Genomic DNA, 18,991 nt, shown 5'->3' with positions numbered 1-18,991 from the left:
ACGGATGACCTCTATCTGCTTAATACAATTCTAAAACACAAAGTGATTTGAATATACATAGAATCAAAAAATGATTCTAATAATACTATACGAGGAGGTAGAAATAAAAAAATAGCTGACTTTATTAAATAAATTAAACAGTTACGAGAGAATTATTTTAAGTATCAAACTAACAATGGGGAATTCAAATAGAAAAAACAGACTAATCATCTATTAAGGGGTAGATGATTAGTCTGTTTGTAATTATTTAGTACTTTTTTTTCTTTTAACAAAGAAGAATATACCGACTAAGGCAAGAATAACAATTCCTGTAATACTTGCAAAGCGTAGTTTTTCTTCCCCAGTTTGAGGTAGTGTAGCAACAGGTTCATATTTTTTACCATTTGTTCCACCACCAGAGTCAGTTCCAGTTTGTTTGATTACGACATTAACAGTTTCACTTTCAATATTAATATCGTAGTCTTTAAATTCTGTTTTTAAAGCAGTCATTGTTTTATCATCAAGAGTAACAGCAGGTTTTAAAGGACCTTCTCCAGCTTTAAGTGCTTTCCAATTTCCTAACTCATCAATTGATAAAAAGTAATTATTCTCTAAAGGTTTGAATTTAACTTTTTCAATTTCTTCAATTTTAACACCTTCAACAGTATCTTCTAAAAGAAGACGACCTTGTCCTCCAACTGTTGTAGTGATTCCTTTATTTTTGAATTTAATAACCACATCTTTTTGTGCTTTTTTAGTAACAGTCATCTTATAAGTTTTTTCAACTGTTTTTCCACTATTTTCTGGTAGAGCTGCTAACTTATCATATGAATCTTTATCTAAAGTAAATTCAATTTCTTGATTTAATTTTTCATACTTAGCTTTTTCACCAATAACATAGCTACCATCTGATCCCAAAGTAAACGGCTCTTTAGATGCTGGTTTGATTTCAGTAAATTTCCCAGTCACTTCTGGTCCATCTACCACTTTAATTTTTAATCGTCCTTTTACGTCTGTTAAGTTTCCACCAACAATTTCCATTTTGATATCAGATTTTTGAGCAGGAGATTTAGTTAGTTCAGCACTTATTTCTTCAGTTTTATTTGTTTTGTTGATAATGTAATCAGGGTTTTCTTTTTGAATTTCTTTTAGTGTATTATCAGATAAAGTATAGTTTAAAGTAAACTTAGTTTTACCATCTTTTAAAGCTACCCATGTGCCATCTTTTTCAACTTTGATAAATTTATTTTCAAATACTTCAAACTCACCCTTTGGTTCGATAGATCCAATTTTAGATAATTTAATTTGTCCTTTTTCACCTATTAGTGATTTAGTGTCAATTTCAAAAGGCTTAGCTTCTTCTTTGTTAGTGGCTGAAGTTTTTGTTGTTTCTTTATTTGTTTTTTTAGGTATTTCAATTTCAGAAGTTTCTCTAGACACTGATTCTTCAACTGAACTAATTTCTGTAGAAGATTCAGAAGTAGACTGAGTATCCTCTGCATTCACTACGGAAGTAGTAACAACTAAAAATGGTACACAAATTAAAGTTAGTAGCGTAAAACCAACTGTATGTTTCTTCATGAATATCGCTCCTTTAATATAAAAATACAGACTTCAAATCTATTATACACTTAAATGTTCAAAAAATAAACAATTTTTACAATAACTGTTTTTTAAATTTTTTCAGAAGTTTTGTCAGTTATAATATCAACAAATTTTTTACTAGCAAGAGAGAGAGAAACATTTTTCAAATAACAAATACCAATACTTCTCTTAGGAATTTCTTCAGTTAAAGCAATTTCTTTTAGTAAACCTGGTTCTATATAAGAAGTTGAAAACTCACGAGTAACACAAGCAACACCTAAATTTATTCTAGCAAAATCAAGCAACAAGTCGTGAGAACCAAGTTCAAATTCTGGATTAAGAGAAAGATTTTTTTTTGCCAGTAGTTCATCCATAAAATGACGTGAAATAGAATCTTGGTCTAAACAAATAATAGGATAGTTTAAAACGTCTTCGATTGATATAGGCTGATTAAATTCGCTATTGTATTTAGTACCATAAACAAAGGTATCTTGAATATTTTTACAAGTGATTTTTTCCAAGCGGTCATCTTCAACAGGAAAGTTACAAATAGCGATATCAATTTTACCTTGTTTTAGAATTTCTACAAGCTCAAAGGTTGTACCATTAACTAACTTAAAAGAAATATCTGGGTATTGTTGATGAAATGTTTCTAAAAAGGGAAGAAGAAAATAGCGTGAAATAGTATCACCAACACCAATTGCAATTTTCCCACCTTGTAAGTTTTTAAACTCTTCCATTTTATTTTCTCCAGAACTAAGTAAGTTAAGAGCAGAATGGACATAATCGTACAGTAGTTTTCCTTCTTCAGTTAAAATAACTCCTTGTGGGTTACGGTTAAAGAGGCGGATATCTAATTCAGTTTCTAGTTGGGAAATAGATTGACTAACGGCCGGTTGTGTTAAATAAAGACTTTTAGCAGCTTTTGAAAAACTTTTATGTTGTGCCACTTCATAGAAGACACGATACAAATCAAGTTTGTTCACCATATAAATCCTCCTTATATCAGATATACTATATATTAATTTTACTTATATCATAAAACCATGTATAGTACAAGAGTAGAAAATTTATGAATGCAAAATGATATGCATAAAGGAGCGAGTTCTATTGGAACGCACAGTTGGAACAGTTACAAGAGGTTTACGTTGTCCTATTATTAATGAAGGGGATAATATTGAATCGATTGTTGTTGAAAGTGTACTTAATGCCTCAAAAGCAGAAGGTTTCACAGTACAAGATAAAGATATCGTAGCAATCACAGAATCGATTGTTGCAAGAGCGCAAGGAAACTACGCATCAATTGATCAAATTGCTAAAGATGTAACTAGTAAATTTGGTGAATCAACTGTTGGAGTTATTTTCCCAATTTTCAGTCGTAATCGTTTTTCTAATCTGTTAAAAGGAATTGCCAGAGGAACTAAAAAAGTTGTTTTAATGATGAGCTATCCTTCTGATGAAGTTGGAAACCATATTGTTTCTCTAGATGCCTTAGATGAAAAAGGAATTAACCCTTGGACTGATGTATTAAGTGAAGCAGAATTTAGAGAACTTTTTGGATTCAGCAAACACACTTTTACAGGTGTTGACTACATAGAATATTATAAAGAATTAGTTGTAGCAGAAGGTGCTGAGTGTGAGGTTATTTTCTCTCAAAAACCTAAAACAATTTTAGATTACACTAAAAATGTCTTAACTTGTGATATCCATACTCGTTACCGTACAAAACGTATTTTAGAAAATAATGGTGCTGAAAAAGTTTACACTTTAGATGATATTTTATCTGAATCTGTAGATGGAAGTGGCTTTAACGAAAATTATGGCTTGCTTGGTTCTAACAAATCAACAGAAGAAGGGGTAAAATTATTCCCTAGAAACTGTCAGCCGGTAGTTGAAAAAATTCAAGAGATGCTTCAAAAAGAAACAGGTAAGCTAGTAGAAGTTATGGTTTACGGAGACGGAGCTTTCAAAGATCCAGTTGGGAAAATTTGGGAACTTGCTGATCCAGTTGTTTCACCAGCCTTTACTTCAGGACTTGAAGGAACACCTAATGAAGTCAAATTAAAATACTTAGCTGATAATAACTTCTCTGATTTACGTGGAGCAGATTTAGAAGCAGCTATTAAAAAACATATTAACGAAAAAGATGAAGATTTAACTGGTTCTATGGAAGCACAAGGAACAACACCTCGTCAGTTAACTGACTTAATTGGTTCTTTAGCAGACTTAACATCAGGTAGTGGAGACAAAGGAACACCGATTGTTTTCATTCAAGGATACTTCGATAACTTTACAAAATAGTAAAAACACTTAAGGAATTTATATCCTTAAGTGTTTTTGTTATTTAGAAACTGTTTGATGGAAATCGTGGAGATAATCTAAAGTAGTCATTTGTTGATTACATTTAAAGCTATCTTTACAAATATAATTTCCTTTTTTCGTATATGTTCCATCACCTGAACTTTTCGTTGTAGACATAAACATAGCTACATTATCAATTTGATGGCAAATAGAGCAAACATTTTTTATAACTTGTGTGGACATGACACCGTAAAAGCCAACTAATTTATCATCACTGTAAAAATTAAGGTATTTTCTTTGAGTACCAATATCATCCCAAGCTAAATAATTAGTTTCTTTTAAATCATAGTGAGTCATATCAGGTAATTTTAATTTTTTTACTTTTTTAAAGGATTTTTCAATTTGTTTATCACTTGCTTCTTCAAAAGGAATAACTTCTTCTTTTAAGACCTCGAAAATCTTTGTCGCTTTTGCATTTGTTAAAGTGACATCAAGGTAAGCAATGCGAATTTTTTCATGTAACTCACTACCTAAAATAGGTAAGATGTTTAAAGTAGTCAACTCTTGTGAGGTCATGATAGTTTGTTTATCATTAACTGTTTTATAAATATCGATTAATTGAGTTATTTGTTTTTTTACATAGTTATATTCATATGGTTGTATCATTTTTATTTTCCTTCTTCCTATAAGTCATAGATACTTTGAAGAAAAATAAGTTTTATCAAAGTATCATCAAATAAATGAAACCTTGAATATAGTTAAAGATGATGTTATCATCTCAATCACCTCCTAGTGAATGAGAGTATTATATAATCTTTCGGAAAAACTGTAAAGTAATTTACTATTAAAAATAGCCGTTTTAACATATAATAAAATTTCAATTTAAAGGGGGAGAAACTATGTTGTACTACGTTAGAAAAGCAAACGAACAAGATTTAGCAGATATATTAACGATTATCGAAAACGGAAGAGAAACATTAAATAAAGCAGGTATTCCCCAATGGCGAAATAATGATGGCCCAAATAAAGAAAGATTGCTAAATGATCTTGAACTTGAAGAAGGTTATGTATTGATAGAAGAAAGTAAAATTATAGGCTACGGAACAATTACAAAAGAAGAGCAAACGGGTTATGGGAAAATAACTAATGGTAGTTGGTTGCCTTCTGATAAATATGTTTCTCTACATAGAATTGCTATTCACTCAGATATTAAAGAAAGAGGAAAAGGTCAATTCTTTTTAGGATGTTTAATCTCTCTATCAGTTAACCTTGGATATAAGGACATTAGAATTGATACACATCCAGTAAATACAAGAATGCAAAAAGTTATTGAAAAAGCAGGATTTAAGTATCAAGGGGATATTATATTACCAAGTGTCAGTGATGGTGAGCGAAAAGCTTATCAAGTGATTATATAAAAAGGAGAGATGTAAGTTTTTTACTTACATCTCTCCTTTTTACTTCTTGCAGTTGAACATTTCTGTCTTAACCTCTGTTTTCTTAGTCACAAGTCCAAGTACCGTTTTCATCTAAGCTACAAGATTGACCATCTTCGATTAATGTTAATGGTTCATGAATTTCAACAGCTATTTTTTCAATAGTTTCTTCAATCACTTGAATTGGTTGAGCACCGTTAATGCCATACTTTTCATTGATTACTAAAAAGGGTGCTCCTTGAATACCGTATCGGTAAGCTAATTTTAAATCTTCATTAACAGCCTCAAGTGCCTCATCAGAGTGAAAAACTTTTTCAAATTCATCCCAATTAAGATCAGCATCTAATACAGCTTCTTTAATAACATCCATTGACTCAATATCTTTGTTATTTACAAATAGAGCTTCTTGAATATTATCGAAAACTTGCCAATAAGCTTCCTCACCGCCAATTAATTTAGCTGCTTTTGAAGCAAGAAGTCCGTTTTTTGATGTTGGAAATGGAAAGTCAGCTTGTTTCATGCCTTCAATATTAAAACGATGAAGGTCATCATTTTGATTAGCGTGTTCCCAGTGACCTAGGATTTCTTTTTTTGCATTATCTCGGTTACCAAACATTTTGTTTAAATCTTCCGCGTCCCACGCTAATGCAAAAGAGCGATGAATAATTTCTATATTAGGATATTTTTTTTGGACTTGTCTCATACGATATGACATAGGAAAACAAAAACTACAAATGACATCATGAAAAAATTCGATTTTCATTTTTAAAACCACCTATTCTTTTATTGTCTTCATCATACGCTACTATAAAATAAAAAGACAAAGGATATGCTCAACTTACTAAATAAAAGTAACTTCGAAATGTGATTCACAAACTAACCTTTGTATAAAAGGAACAAATCACTAGCAAAATTACAAGATTAAATGTTTTTTTATAAGATAAATATTTTAATAATGTAGTGTTAGTACAAGGTTTAGCTAAAGTGCACAAAGATTTTTTTGATATTGTAAAAACAAACTAATGTAACCGTTTTAAAGTTTGTGTAATATGAACCTATCAGCAGCTGATACAACATCTAAGGAGGACATTATGGAAGCAAGTCAAAAAGACATTCCGATGTCAGAAAAAGAAATTTTAGTGACAGAAGAGCAAGTTAGCTTAATCCGAAAGCGAGGGTATAATGAGGATCTTTTACCTAAAACTGAAGATAAAAGAAACATGAGTGCCAAAAACTACTTTACATTGTGGATGGGTTCTATTCATAATATACCTAATTATACTGCGGTAGGAGGATTTTTATTTTTAGGATTATCTCCTATCAATATAATGATAGCGTTAATTATAAGTAGTTTAGCTGTGGCTGGATTAATGGTTTTTAATGGAAAAGCAGGTTCGAAATATGGGATTCCTTTTTCAATGCATTTAAGATCAGCATACGGTGACATAGGAGCTAAATTACCAGGATTCCTAAGAGGAGGAATTGCTGCTATTGCGTGGTTTGGTTTACAAAACTTTACAGCTTCATTAGCTTTACTTATTTTAATTGGGAAAATTTGGCCAGGATTTTTAACATTAGGTGGCGATTTTAGTTTCTTTGGAATTAGTTTGCCAGGTTTAATTGCTTTTACAATCTTTTGGGCTATAAACTTGCTAATTGGTTTAGGTGGAGGCGAAGCGTTAAATAAATTTACTGCAATTTTAAATCCGTTAATTTACGTTGTGTTTATTGGAATGACTATTTGGGCAATTAAAGTAGGTGGCGGTTTAGGAAATATTCTAGCGTTTAGACCTGCAGTTGATCAAGTACAAAATAATTCACCAATCTTAGTTTATTTTATGATTATTAACTCTGTTTTAGCGGTTTGGGCAGGACCTGGGGCGAGTATTTCAGACTTTACTCAAAATGCTAAATCAACTAAAGATCAACGTGTTGGTCAAACAGCAAGTTTATTAGTTGGTTACTTAATTTTTGCTTTCTCAAGTATTTCAATTTTAATTGGTGGTTCTATTCATTACGGCGTACAAGAGTGGAATGTGTTAAATATCGTTGATAAATGGGATAATATGCCAGCAATGTTACTTGCTATTGTTGTATTATTAATGACAACTATCTCAACAAATGCAACAGGGAATATCGTTCCTGCAGCTTATCAGTTAGCAGCTCTTTTCCCTAAAACAATTAACTATAAAAAAGGTGTTATTATTGCCGGAGTTATTAGTTATGTGATTATGCCTTGGAAGTTAATGGAAAACTCAGATAGTATCTTCTTCTTTTTAAATATGATTGGTGCTGTTTTAGGACCAGTTATAGGTGTCATGCTAGCGGAATATTTCTTTGTAGCTAAACAGGAGTTAGATTTAGATAAACTTTATATGGATCCAAGTGCTGATAATTCAGATAATCCATATAAAGGTGTTAATAAAAATGCTTATATCGCAACAATAATAGCGTTAATAATTTCAATGTTAGGAACATTTATTCCTAGCTTAAAAGTTATTTCAAATCTATCATTCTTAGTAGGAGCAGGACTTTCGTTTATTATTTACTTAGGATTAAAAAAATTAAAATAAATTCCATTTAGGAGGAAATTAGTATGAGTTTTGATTTATTAATTAAAAACGGTTTGGTTATTTTAGATAATGGAGAGAAAGTAACAAACATTGGTGTTAAAGATGGTAAAATTGCTGCCATTGGAGATGACCTCGGTGAAGCTAAAGAAGTTATTGATGCAAAAGGATTAGTTGTTAGTCCAGGTATGGTTGATGCTCATGTACACATTACTGATCCAGGTGGCGGTTTTAGAGATTTTTGGGAAGGATATGAAACAGGAACTAAAGCTTGTGCTAAAGGTGGGGTAACTTCATTTATGGAGATGCCTTTAAACCAAGTGCCAGCGACTGTTAATAAAGAGTCATTAGATATTAAATTTGCAGCAGGTGAAGGAAAACTAATGTCAGATGTAGGTTCATTTGGTGGGTTAGTTCCTTATAACTTAGATGGTGGCATTCAAGAGTTAAATGAAGGTGGCGCAGCAGCTTACAAAGCGTTTATGTCAACTTGCGGCGATCGTACAATTGATGGCGACTTTATGAATGTAGATGACTACTCATTATATGAAGGGATGAAACAAATTGCTAAAACGGGTAAAGTATTAGCAATTCATGCTGAAAATGCAGCTATTACAGATAGACTTGGGGAGATTGCATACCAAAACGGTGAAACAACTCTAAAAGCATATGTTGAATCAAGACCAGTTTTCACAGAAGTTGAACCAATCCGTCGAGTAATTTTATTTGCTAAAGAAACAGGCTGTCGTATTCACATTTGTCACGTAGCTTGTCCTGAAGGTGTTGAAGAAGTAACAAAAGCTCGTCAAGAAGGTGTAGATGTAACTTGTGAGACTTGTACACATTACCTTTACTTTGAAACAGATGAATTAGATGCTATTGGACCAGTTGTTAAATGTTCACCTCCAATTCGTGATAAAAAAGCACAAAATGGTTTATGGGAAAAAGTGATGACAGGGGAAATTTCTTTTGTAACATCTGACCATTCACCTTGTACTCCAGATTTAAAAGATAAAGAAAATGCTTTTGAAGCTTGGGGCGGAATCTCTGGTGTTCAAAATAACGTAGATGTGTTATTTGACGAAGGTGTCCAAAAACGTGGTATGTCATTGAATCAATTTGCTGATATGATTGCTACAAATCCAGCTGAAAGATTTGGTTTAGATACTAAAGGAAGCATTACAATTGGAAAAGATGCTGACTTTGTGTTCATCTCTCCAAATGATGCTTATACATTACAAGCAGAAGATTTAGAGTATAAAAATAAAATTAGTCCTTACATTGGAAGAACAATTGGAGCACAAGTTGTTCAAACAATTTTACGTGGTCAAACAATTTATTCTAAAGAAACTGGTGTATCAAATGATACAATTGGAGTTTTCATTAAAAAATAGAAATAAGGAAGCTGATAATTCGTCAGCTTCTTTTCGTTATGAAATAAGATGAAAAAGTTTTCGTTCATTTTACACAAAAGGATTAGTTAATTTGATAGAATTTGCTAATGTATTTTGTGAGAAAGGAACCTATACTTAGGTAGAATGAGATAATAAAGAAAAGGTGAGTAAAAATTGAACGAAAAAATAAAAAATAATTATTGGAAACAGATTGTTATTGTTTCTACATTAGGTTGGATTGTTGTTTGGTTAAACCGTACGGCTCTGACGCCAATTTATCCTCAATTAAGTGAATACTTTGGTGGAGCAACTGATGCGAAGATTGGAGCAATATCAAGTTTTTACTTTCTAGGATATGTGCTAATGCAAATTCCTTCAGGTATTTTAGTGGATAAGTTTGGTAAAAAAACTGTTTTAATTCCTGGGTTTTTATTATTTGCTCTTGGAACATTACTCTTAGCTTCTTCAAAAAATTTAAATATGATGTATTTTGGAAATGTTTTAGCAGGAGTTGGTAGTGGGACGTTTTACGGTGTTGCATTTTCATTAACTAATGAATATGTGCCATCAAAATATAGAAGTGTTGCTACAGCAGTCGTTAACTGTGGGACAGCTATTGGTAGTGGGATAGGTATGATTGCCTCAAGTTATTTTGTCTCTCAACTTGGTTTACCATGGCAATATATGGAGTGGGCTTCCCTTATTACTATTTTGTTAATGACAGTGGTATTTGTTTTCTATATTAAAAAAGATAACCCTCAAGTACAAACCATTAATTCTAATGGAATAGAAGAAGTAGAAAAAAAATTAACAACAAAAGAGTTATTTGCACCTAAAATGATCGGAGCTTATTCAATTTATTTTGCAACATGTTACGCTTACTACTTAGTTAATACGTGGCTTCCAAACTTTTTAGAAACTGAAAGAGGTTTTGAAGGAGCGACAATTGGTTTAGCATCATCATTAATTTTCGTCTCTTCTGTACCAGGAGCGTTAATTTTTAGTCGTATTGCTGATAGATATACCGATAAAAAAGTAGAATTAGCAGTATTTTTAGAAATTGTTGCAGCAGCTTCTCTTTATTTAGCTGTTATGAGCACCAATAAGAACATTTTAATGTTAGGTTTATTACTTTACGGCTTTTTTGGAAAAGTAGTAGTAGAGCCAATCATTATTTCTTGGTTGGGCGAACAAGTGCCTAGAAAAGGGTTAGCGACTACATTAGGTGTCTTTAACTTTTTAGGAATGAGTTCTTCAGTTATTGCTCCTTCTTTAACAGGTAAAATATCAGATATGACAGGTTCTAAAATTAATGCGTTTTACATCTCAATTGTGATTTTAATTATTGGAACAACTATTTTTTACTTAACGAATAAACTAAAAGAATCAAAAGAAGTTAGTATTTAGTGCACTGTGTGAAATCAGTATAGCCAAAGTGCACAAGTAACAACTAAACTTTGTGAATATGACTAGTTAAATAAAAGAAATAAAAGGCTTACAATATAAATATAAAGACAAACAAGGATGTGTCAATCAATGAGTGAATTATACAAAGTAGTAGAAGAACATGTTAATTGGTTATCATCAATTGGCTTAGATTCTAAAGGTGGAACAACAAGATTATTATATGATGCTGCATGGTTAGAAGCTCAAAATGGTTTGAAAGAAAAATTTGAATCAATAGGTTTAACAACAAACTTTGATGCAGTAGGTAATCTTTTTGGAAAACTAGAGGGAAGTAAATATAAAGATGAAACTATTATGACGGGATCTCATGTAGATACAGTTGTTAATGGCGGCGCATTAGATGGACAATTTGGTATTTTAGCTTCCTACTTAGCAATTAAGCACCTAAAAGAAACATACGGAGAGCCACTTAGAAACTTAGAAGTTGTTTCAATGGCAGAAGAAGAAGGTAGTCGTTTTCCATTTGCATTTTGGGGCAGTAAAAATATTTTTGGTTTAGTGGATAAACAAGATGTTCTTTACGCAGAAGACGCAGAAGGTATCTTATTTACAGATGCCATGAAACAAGCGGGATTTGATTTTAGAAATGAAGATGAAACATTAAGAGATGATATCAAAGCTTTTGTTGAAATTCATATTGAGCAAGGAAATGTTTTAGAAAATACTGGCAAACAAGTGGCAGTTGTGAATAACATTGTTGGTCAAAAACGTTATGATATTACTCTTAAAGGAGAAGCGAATCACGCTGGAACAACACCGATGGGCTTCCGTCATGATACAGTTTACGCCATGAGTAAGATGATTTCAGAAAGTATTGATAAAGCAAAAGAGTGGGGAGATCCTTTAGTATTAACTTTTGGACACATTGATGTAAAACCGAATACAGTTAACGTGGTGCCAGGAGAAACATTCTTTACAATGGATTGTCGCCATACAGAAGGTGACGTACTAAATAGATTTACTAAAGAAGTAGAAAGTTTATTTAGAAAAATTGCTAGTGAGTTAGAAATAGATATTAATATTGATATTTGGTTAGATGAAGATCCAGTGCCAATGTCTAAAGAGGTTGTCAAAGTTTTAGAAGAAGCGTGTCAAGAGACTGGGCTAAACTACACAACTATGCATAGTGGCGCAGGACACGATTCCCAAATTTTTGCACTTCATGTACCAACGGCTATGATTTTTGTCCCAAGTATTGGTGGGATTAGTCATAACCCAGCAGAAGCAACTAAAACAGAAGACCTAGTTGAAGGAGTGAAAGCATTAACAGCTTCACTTTATAAACTAGCATACGAAGAATAAGAAGGAGATTATTTAAAATGGGTTATAGAACAAATGAATTAGGGTATCCAAAAGATTTATTAGCATCACGAGCAATTGTAGAAAGAGGTAACTTTGCTTTAATTCCACCTCAAGGATTAGTCAAAAATACTATTCCAAATTTTGAAAATTGTGAGATGACAATCTTAGCAACACCTAAAATGGGTGCAAGTTTTGTAGATTATTTATGTCGCGTTTTACCTAATGGTGGAAATACAAAAGGTTTTGGTGGTAATGGAGTTGAAAGCTTTATTTATGTATTAGACGGGGAATTGACAGTTCAAATTGGTGAAGAGATTCATGAATTAACAACTGGTGGTTATGCGTATTGTCCGCCAACTGAAACCCTTAAATTTGAGAATAAATCAACTAATAATACTGAAACTTTCCTTTACAAAAAACGTTATCAAGAAGCTGAAGGATACCAACCGTACGCAGTCGTTGGAAATTCTAACGATATTGAAAATCAAGATTATGAAGGTATGACAAACGTTGGCTTAAAAGATTTATTACCAACTGACTTAAACTTTGATATGAACTTCCACATTTTAACTTTTGCTGAAGGTGGATCTCATGGCTATATTGAAACACATTATCAAGAACACGGAGCACTACTTTTAAGTGGTGAGGGAATGTATAACTTAGATAATAATTGGATGCCTGTAAAAAAAGGCGACTATATTTTTATGGGTGCATATAACTTACAAGCTTGTTACTCAGTAGGTACAAAAGGTTCCTTAAGTTATTTATATTCAAAAGATTGCAACAGAGATGTTGAAATATAAAAAGGTGTGAAGAAAATGACAGAGGAAATTATTTATTTAGGAAAAGAAGAGTTAAAACAATTGATGCAAACCAAGCTTGAAAAAGCTGGTTTGACATCAGATCATGCACAAGAAGTAGCTAATCATTTAACTTATGCAGATTTAAGAGGTGTACATTCTCACGGAGCAGTTCGTGTGGAGTACTACTCGGAAAGAATAGCAAAAGGTGGAACGACAATTCACCCAGATTTTAAATTTGAAAAAACGGGAGCAAGTACTGGAATTTTTCATGCGGATAATGCCATTGGTCATGTAGCAAGTAGGAAAGCTCTTGATTATGCAGTAGATATGGCAAAAGAAACAGGCGTTGGGATTGTTGGTATTTCTAGAATGGGACATAGTGGTATGCTCTCTTATTATGTAGATCTTGCAGCACAACAAGATTTAGTTGCCTTAGCAGTTTGTCAGTCAGATCCAATGGCTGTCCCTTTTGGTGGAACAGAACCTTATTTCGGGACAAATCCAATTGCTTTTAGTGCACCTACTAAAAATGAACGTCCTATTATTTTTGATATGGCCACTACTGTTCAAGCTTGGGGAAAAATTTTAGACGCTCGTAGTAAAAATAAAGAGATTCCAAATACATGGGCAGTTGATAAAGATGGAAATCCAACAAAGGATGCTCACGAAGTACATGGGTTATTGCCAATTTCCGGTCCAAAAGGATATGGCTTGATGATGATGGTTGATATTCTATCAGGTTCTCTTCTAGGATTACCATTTGGAAAACATGTAAGCTCCATGTATGCAGATTTATCAGAAGGACGTAATTTAGGTCAGCTTTTTGTTCTAATAAACCCATCTTATTTTACAGATTTAGAGACATTTAAAGAGAATTTATCAGTAATGATTAAAGAATTGAATGAAAGTAAACCAGCAACTGGTGTAGAGCAAGTTTACTATCCAGGAGAATTATCTGAGATTCGTCATAAAGACCATTTAGAAAATGGCATTCCAGTTGCTAAAAGTATTTATGATTACTTAATTAGTGATGCTGTACACTATGATGCTTACGATCATTCTGACGCATTTGCTTAAATAAAAGGAATAGGAGATTAAGAGATGTTACAAACAATTATAATGAAAAACAGTTATCAAGACTCTGTTGTTTTGATGCTTTTAACAAGTAAATTAAATCAACTACCAGAAGTTGAAAGAGTATCAATTATGATGGGGACACCGTCAAACATCGACATCTTTAAAGCAAGTGGTTTTGATACATCAGAACTTGCTGAGGCAACAAGTAATGACATGGTTGTTATGCTTGAAGTGGCATCTGAGGATGACAAAGATAAAGTGTTAAAAATGATTGATGAAGAATTAAGCAGTACTAACGATGGTGGCGGATCTGTAGAAGAAAAAATCAATTCATGGGAAAAAGCCATGAAAAAAGCACCAAATGCTAATGTGGCGCTGATTTCTATTCCTGGTGAGTATGCTGCTCTTGAAATTGAAAAAGCCATTGATAATGGTTTACATGCCTTTGTCTTTAGTGACAATGTACCAATTGAAGAAGAAGCTCGCTTAAAACAAAAAGCTCATGATAAAGGGTTATTAGTAATGGGACCTGACTGTGGAACAGGTGTTATTCACGGTTTACCATTAGCATTTACAAACAATAACCGTAAAGGTCGTATTGGTGTGATTGGTGCTTCTGGAACAGGTATCCAAGAAGTAACTACTTTAATTCACCGTTATGGTCAAGGGGTAACAAATGCCATCGGAACTGGTGGACGCGATTTATCAACAGCAGTTGGAGCTATTTCAATGATCGACAGTATTGTTGCTTTAAACAGCGACGCAGATACAGATGTGATTATTGTTATCTCTAAACCACCTGCAAAAGAAATCGAAGAACGTGTTTTAAATGTTCTTAGAAAAATTGAAAAACCAGTAGTTACTTTATTCTTAGGATCTAAACCAACGCAACATGAAGAAGGTTTATACCATGCCTATACATTAGAAGAAGCAGCTCAATTAGGAACTAAATTAATGAACAATGAAGAAGTTGTTTATTCACCAGCTCCAGCTAAAGAAGTTGCACTAAGTACTGCTAAAGGAATTAAAGGTTATTATTCAGGTGGAACATTAGCTTATGAAGCAGCCTTTTTATTAAGTGATGCTCTAGGTTTATCAAAAGAAAATACACCAGAAGGTTATACATTAAAATCAGACAGTCACGAAGTTATTGACTTAGGGGACGATATGTATACTAAAGGAAAACCTCATCCAATGATTGATCCTGAAATCCGTATTGATAAAATTAAATCTGTTGTGGATCAACCTGAAACAGCTGTCGTTGTATTTGACGTTGTTCTTGGATACGGTGCTCATGAAGATATGGCTAATGCTTTAAAACCAGCCATTGTTGAAGCCAAAGAAAAAACAGACGTAACTTTTGTTGCAGTTGTTGTAGGAACAGACGAAGACCGTCAAAACATGAGTGAACAAATCTCTATTTTAGAAGAGATTGGTGTGATTGTTTGTGAGAATAACGTCCAAGCATTACAAACTGCTTTAGCAGTTGTTGGAAGTAAATTAACATTCTCATCTAAAGAAGTTGTAGCAAAACAAGCAAGTACATTAGAAGAATTACCAGCTGTTTCATCAAGTTTAGCCGAGTTAATTGCTGAAACACCAAAAATCATTAACATTGGTTTACAAAGTTTTACTGATTCAATCATTGACAACAAAGGTGAGGTAGTTCATTTTGAATGGCGTCCTTCTGCTGGTGGAAATGTAGAATTACAAAAAGTTTTATACTTCTTAAACCAATATGAGTTTGACGCTAAATAGGGGGAAATAAAAAATGAGTTTTAAAACAATTGAAGATGCTAACCAAGCAGTCATTGATAAAGTAGTCCAATCAGCACCATTTTTATTAGATGTTGTACCTGCAAAATCTGTTATTCCAGATTTAAATAAAAAAATGTTACTACATGCTGGCCCTCCCATTAAATGGGAAGACATGACTGACCCAATGCAAGGATCATGTGTGGGAGCGGTTCTTTTTGAGGAATGGGCTGATAATGAAGAGGATGCGCGTAACATGTTATCAAATGGTGAAGTTGAATTTTCACCATGTCATCACCACAATGCAGTAGGACCAATGGGTGGAATTACGTCAGCAAACATGCCAGTTTTTGTTGTTGAAAATAAAACAGAAGGCAACACTGCTTACTGTACAATGAATGAAGGAATCGGAGCTGTATTACGATTTGGCGCTTATTCTGAAGAAGTTGTTAATCGCCTGCGTTGGATGAGAGATACATTAGGTCCAGTTTTAAGTAAAGCGTTACAAGAAATGGAAGACGGATTAAACGTCAATGTGTTAGTGGCTAAAGCCATTGCTATGGGAGATGAATTCCATCAACGTAATATTGCAGCTTCACTTGCTTTTTATAAAGAAGTGGGACCAATTATTACAACTTTAGATATTTCTGAAAAAGAAAAACAAGAAGTCTCTACATTCTTAGCTGATACAGATCAATTTTTCTTAAACATTATGATGGCAAGTACAAAAGCTGTTATGGATGGGGCTAGAACGATTGAAGAAGGAACAATTGTTACTGCTATGTGCCGTAATGGTAAAGACTTTGGTATTCGTATTAGTGGTATGGGAGATGAGTGGTTTACAGGTCCTGTAAACACACCTCAAGGATTATACTTTGCAGGTTATAGCGGAGAAGATGCTAACACAGATATTGGGGACTCTGCTATTACTGAAACATTTGGTGTTGGGGGAATGGCTATGATTGCTGCTCCTGCTGTAACACGTTTTGTTGGTTCAGGTGGCTTTTATGATGCCTTAAACACATCAAATGAAATGTCAGAAATCTGTATGAGTCAAAACCCTAACTTCCCTGTACCAACTTGGGATTTCAGAGGAATTTGTTTAGGAATTGATGCCAGACTTGTTGTTGAAAAAGGGATTACACCAGTTATTAACACAGGTATTGCACATAAAAAAGCAGGAATTGGACAAATCGGTGCAGGAACTGTTAACCCACCAATTTCATGTTTTGAAAAAGCAATTGAAGCTTACGCTAAAAAATTAGGGATGTAATAAATCAGAGGTTGTGACAGAAGTGTTCAGCTTCAAGAAATAAAAAGGGAATCATGAAAATTGTTTTTCAAATTTTTGTGATTTTCGGTTTATTTCCGAAGAAGCTACTTCTGATACACCGTTTAGTTTTGAAAATGGGGACTGTGGCATATCTATGCCTCAGCCCCATTAAATTTTAGAACAATAAAAGCATAAGATGTTTAATTAAGGGAGAATAAAATATGAGACAAAGAGTCGTATTAGCATTAGGTGGCAACGCCATTTTACAACCAGGACAAGAAGGTACTTTTGAAAACCAAAAAGCTAACATTGAAGTGAGTGCAGAAAGCATTTCGAAAATTATAAAAGCAGGACATGAGTTAGTTATCGTTCATGGAAATGGCCCACAAGTTGGTCAAATTTTACGTCAAAATGAATTAGCAAAAGAAGAGGTTCCTGTTCAACCACTTCCAATTTGTAGTGCTGAATCTCAAGGATTTATCGGCTATATGTTACAAGAGTCATTAAAAAATAGGTTACCTGAAAAAAATGTGGCAACCGTTTTAACAATGACTGAAGTTGATTTAGCTGATAAAGCATTTAACAACCCAACAAAACCAATTGGCTCTTTCTATACAGAAGAAGAAAGTAATCAATTAGCTGAAGAAAAAGGTTGGGTCATGGGAGAAGATGCAGGACGTGGTTACCGCCGTTTAGTCGCCTCACCTGAACCTAAAGGAATCGTAGAAGTTAATGTGATTAAAACAATGCTTGAAAATGATATTGTTGTGGTATCAACTGGTGGTGGCGGAATTCCTGTTGCTAGAAACGAAAAAGGGAATTTAGAAGGTGTTGCTGCTGTTATTGATAAAGATTCATCAGCATTACGCTTATCACAAGACGTGGAATCAGATGTATTAATGATTTTAACGGATGTTCCTAATGTTTACATTAACTACGGTAAACCAGATCAAGAAAAATTAGAAACAATTAGTATTGAAAAAGCAGAGCAATATTACGGAGAAGGTCATTTCTCTGATGGTAGTATGGGACCAAAAATGGCAGCTTGTATTGAGTTTGCTAAATTAGGTAAAACAGCTATTATCTGTTCTTTAACAGAAGCAGTAGAAGCTTTAGAAGGAAATGCTGGCACTCGTATTGTTGGATAGAAATTAAAAGACTAGAAATAAGTTTAGTTACTTATTTCTAGTCTTTTTTATTGAAAGAATCAAGCCAATAAATGACTTCTTGATAACAAGTTTTACCAACATCTAATTGTAAATTAGCATCAAAATCATGAGGTAGATTTTCAGTTAAAAAAGTTTGAGTATTAGGTATTAACTTACTCATCTCTTGGCTAATACTAACAGGAACATCCTGATCAGAGTGACTTGCCGCAATAAAAGTAGGTGGCAAGTTTTTTAAAGATTCTTTTGTTAAACTAAAATCTTCTGCCTTATTTTTTCTTCCTAGTAATTCTTTAACCCAAGTACCTGATTGACGATATGAAAGATAGATAGGAAAACGTTCCTCTATTAACGAATTTACGATAGGTTCTTTCTTTATTAGCTCGTATACTGTCATGAAAGGAACTGCTTGATAGTTTTTGTAATGAGAGCTAGGTTCAGATAATAGATGTTCTGTTAAGGAATAATAGCCATAGAAACTGATAATCTGCTCAGGGATTTTTAGTTTTTTAGATTGACTTAAAAGCAATGCTAAAAAAGCACCTGCTGAGCGTCCAAAATAAATAAGGCGGCTAAAATTTTCATTTTTAAGTTCAGGAATTAATTCTAATTGCTGAATTCCCTCTTCTAAAGATTGAACTAAAGTATCAATTTTAACTTCTGGAATCAAAGGGTAATCTAGGGATAGTAAAGAATAACCAGCTTGTGTGAATTGGTTAATATAGGATGAAGGTAAGTCATCACGACTACCATAAATTAACCCACCACCATGAAAATATAAAATTAAGCCTTTAGGATTTGAAGCCGAATATAATGTTGCCTGTAGTTCTAGTTGATTTAATTGATTATATGTAAAAGTGACAGTCATATAGAAACCTCTTTTT

General features: G+C 33.2%; 16 protein-coding genes. 11 read left to right on the top strand and 5 right to left on the bottom strand.

The window, feature by feature from the left end:
- Window positions 1–243: 243 nt before the first annotated feature.
- Window positions 244–1,560, bottom strand: a complete 1,317-nt coding sequence (locus tag DFR54_RS13325; protein ID WP_249033352.1) for an LPXTG cell wall anchor domain-containing protein — start codon at window positions 1,558–1,560, stop codon at window positions 244–246.
- A 92-nt stretch (window positions 1,561–1,652) separates the two neighbouring features.
- Window positions 1,653–2,552, bottom strand: coding sequence for a LysR family transcriptional regulator (locus tag DFR54_RS01740; protein ID WP_114288642.1), 900 nt, complete (start codon window positions 2,550–2,552; stop codon window positions 1,653–1,655).
- Window positions 2,553–2,673: 121 nt separating this feature from the next.
- Between DFR54_RS01740 and DFR54_RS01735 the strand changes: the two genes are divergently transcribed.
- On the top strand, window positions 2,674–3,864 hold the full coding sequence (locus DFR54_RS01735; protein ID WP_086342825.1) for a coenzyme F420-0:L-glutamate ligase: 1,191 nt from the start codon (window positions 2,674–2,676) through the stop codon (window positions 3,862–3,864).
- A 39-nt stretch (window positions 3,865–3,903) separates the two neighbouring features.
- Here DFR54_RS01735 and DFR54_RS01730 read toward each other — a convergent pair whose 3' ends face one another.
- Entirely contained in the window at window positions 3,904–4,530 is a 627-nt protein-coding gene (locus tag DFR54_RS01730) for a FusB/FusC family EF-G-binding protein (protein ID WP_114288641.1), read from the bottom strand.
- 233 nt (window positions 4,531–4,763) lie between these two features.
- Between DFR54_RS01730 and DFR54_RS01725 the strand changes: the two genes are divergently transcribed.
- Window positions 4,764–5,282 carry a GNAT family N-acetyltransferase gene (locus DFR54_RS01725; protein ID WP_114288640.1) on the top strand — a complete coding sequence of 173 codons (519 nt, stop codon included), beginning with the start codon at window positions 4,764–4,766 and terminating at the stop codon, window positions 5,280–5,282.
- 82 nt (window positions 5,283–5,364) lie between these two features.
- On the opposite strand, the gene DFR54_RS01720 is transcribed toward DFR54_RS01725, so the two are convergent.
- Entirely contained in the window at window positions 5,365–6,063 is a 699-nt protein-coding gene (locus tag DFR54_RS01720) for a DsbA family oxidoreductase (protein ID WP_114288639.1), read from the bottom strand.
- A 355-nt stretch (window positions 6,064–6,418) separates the two neighbouring features.
- Between DFR54_RS01720 and allW the strand changes: the two genes are divergently transcribed.
- The 9 genes from allW (at window position 6,419) to arcC (ending at window position 18,089) form a co-directional block, all read left to right on the top strand.
- Window positions 6,419–7,873: an allantoin permease gene (gene allW / locus DFR54_RS01715; RefSeq protein WP_114288654.1), complete on the top strand. Its 1,455-nt coding sequence runs from the start codon at window positions 6,419–6,421 to the stop codon at window positions 7,871–7,873.
- A 23-nt stretch (window positions 7,874–7,896) separates the two neighbouring features.
- A complete protein-coding gene (gene allB / locus DFR54_RS01710; RefSeq protein WP_114288638.1) occupies window positions 7,897–9,264 on the top strand; it encodes an allantoinase AllB in 1,368 nt (455 codons plus the stop codon).
- Window positions 9,265–9,438: 174 nt separating this feature from the next.
- Window positions 9,439–10,671, top strand: coding sequence for an MFS transporter (locus DFR54_RS01705; protein ID WP_114288637.1), 1,233 nt, complete (start codon window positions 9,439–9,441; stop codon window positions 10,669–10,671).
- Window positions 10,672–10,800: 129 nt separating this feature from the next.
- Window positions 10,801–12,033 carry an allantoate deiminase gene (allC, locus tag DFR54_RS01700; RefSeq protein WP_114288636.1) on the top strand — a complete coding sequence of 411 codons (1,233 nt, stop codon included), beginning with the start codon at window positions 10,801–10,803 and terminating at the stop codon, window positions 12,031–12,033.
- 17 nt (window positions 12,034–12,050) lie between these two features.
- Complete coding sequence (allE, locus tag DFR54_RS01695; RefSeq protein ID WP_114288635.1) at window positions 12,051–12,836, top strand: (S)-ureidoglycine aminohydrolase; 786 nt, start codon at window positions 12,051–12,053, stop codon at window positions 12,834–12,836.
- Between the two features lie 15 nt (window positions 12,837–12,851).
- On the top strand, window positions 12,852–13,913 hold the full coding sequence (gene allD / locus DFR54_RS01690) for an ureidoglycolate dehydrogenase (protein ID WP_114288634.1): 1,062 nt from the start codon (window positions 12,852–12,854) through the stop codon (window positions 13,911–13,913).
- A 24-nt stretch (window positions 13,914–13,937) separates the two neighbouring features.
- Window positions 13,938–15,671 (top strand): acyl-CoA synthetase FdrA, encoded by a 1,734-nt coding sequence (fdrA, locus tag DFR54_RS01685; protein WP_114288633.1) that lies wholly within the window; start codon window positions 13,938–13,940, stop codon window positions 15,669–15,671.
- A 13-nt stretch (window positions 15,672–15,684) separates the two neighbouring features.
- Window positions 15,685–16,941 (top strand): YlbE family protein, encoded by a 1,257-nt coding sequence (locus DFR54_RS01680; RefSeq protein ID WP_114288632.1) that lies wholly within the window; start codon window positions 15,685–15,687, stop codon window positions 16,939–16,941.
- A 221-nt stretch (window positions 16,942–17,162) separates the two neighbouring features.
- Window positions 17,163–18,089, top strand: a complete 927-nt coding sequence (arcC, locus tag DFR54_RS01675) for a carbamate kinase (protein ID WP_114288631.1) — start codon at window positions 17,163–17,165, stop codon at window positions 18,087–18,089.
- 37 nt (window positions 18,090–18,126) lie between these two features.
- On the opposite strand, the gene DFR54_RS01670 is transcribed toward arcC, so the two are convergent.
- Entirely contained in the window at window positions 18,127–18,975 is an 849-nt protein-coding gene (locus DFR54_RS01670) for an alpha/beta hydrolase (protein ID WP_114288630.1), read from the bottom strand.
- Between the last annotated feature and the right edge of the window lie 16 nt (window positions 18,976–18,991).

Source organism: Vagococcus fluvialis, from assembly GCF_003337315.1.
GTDB lineage: Bacteria > Bacillota > Bacilli > Lactobacillales > Vagococcaceae > Vagococcus > Vagococcus fluvialis.
The sequence above is the reverse complement of the archived record's forward strand: the minus strand, read 5'-3'. Positions and strand labels throughout refer to the sequence as shown.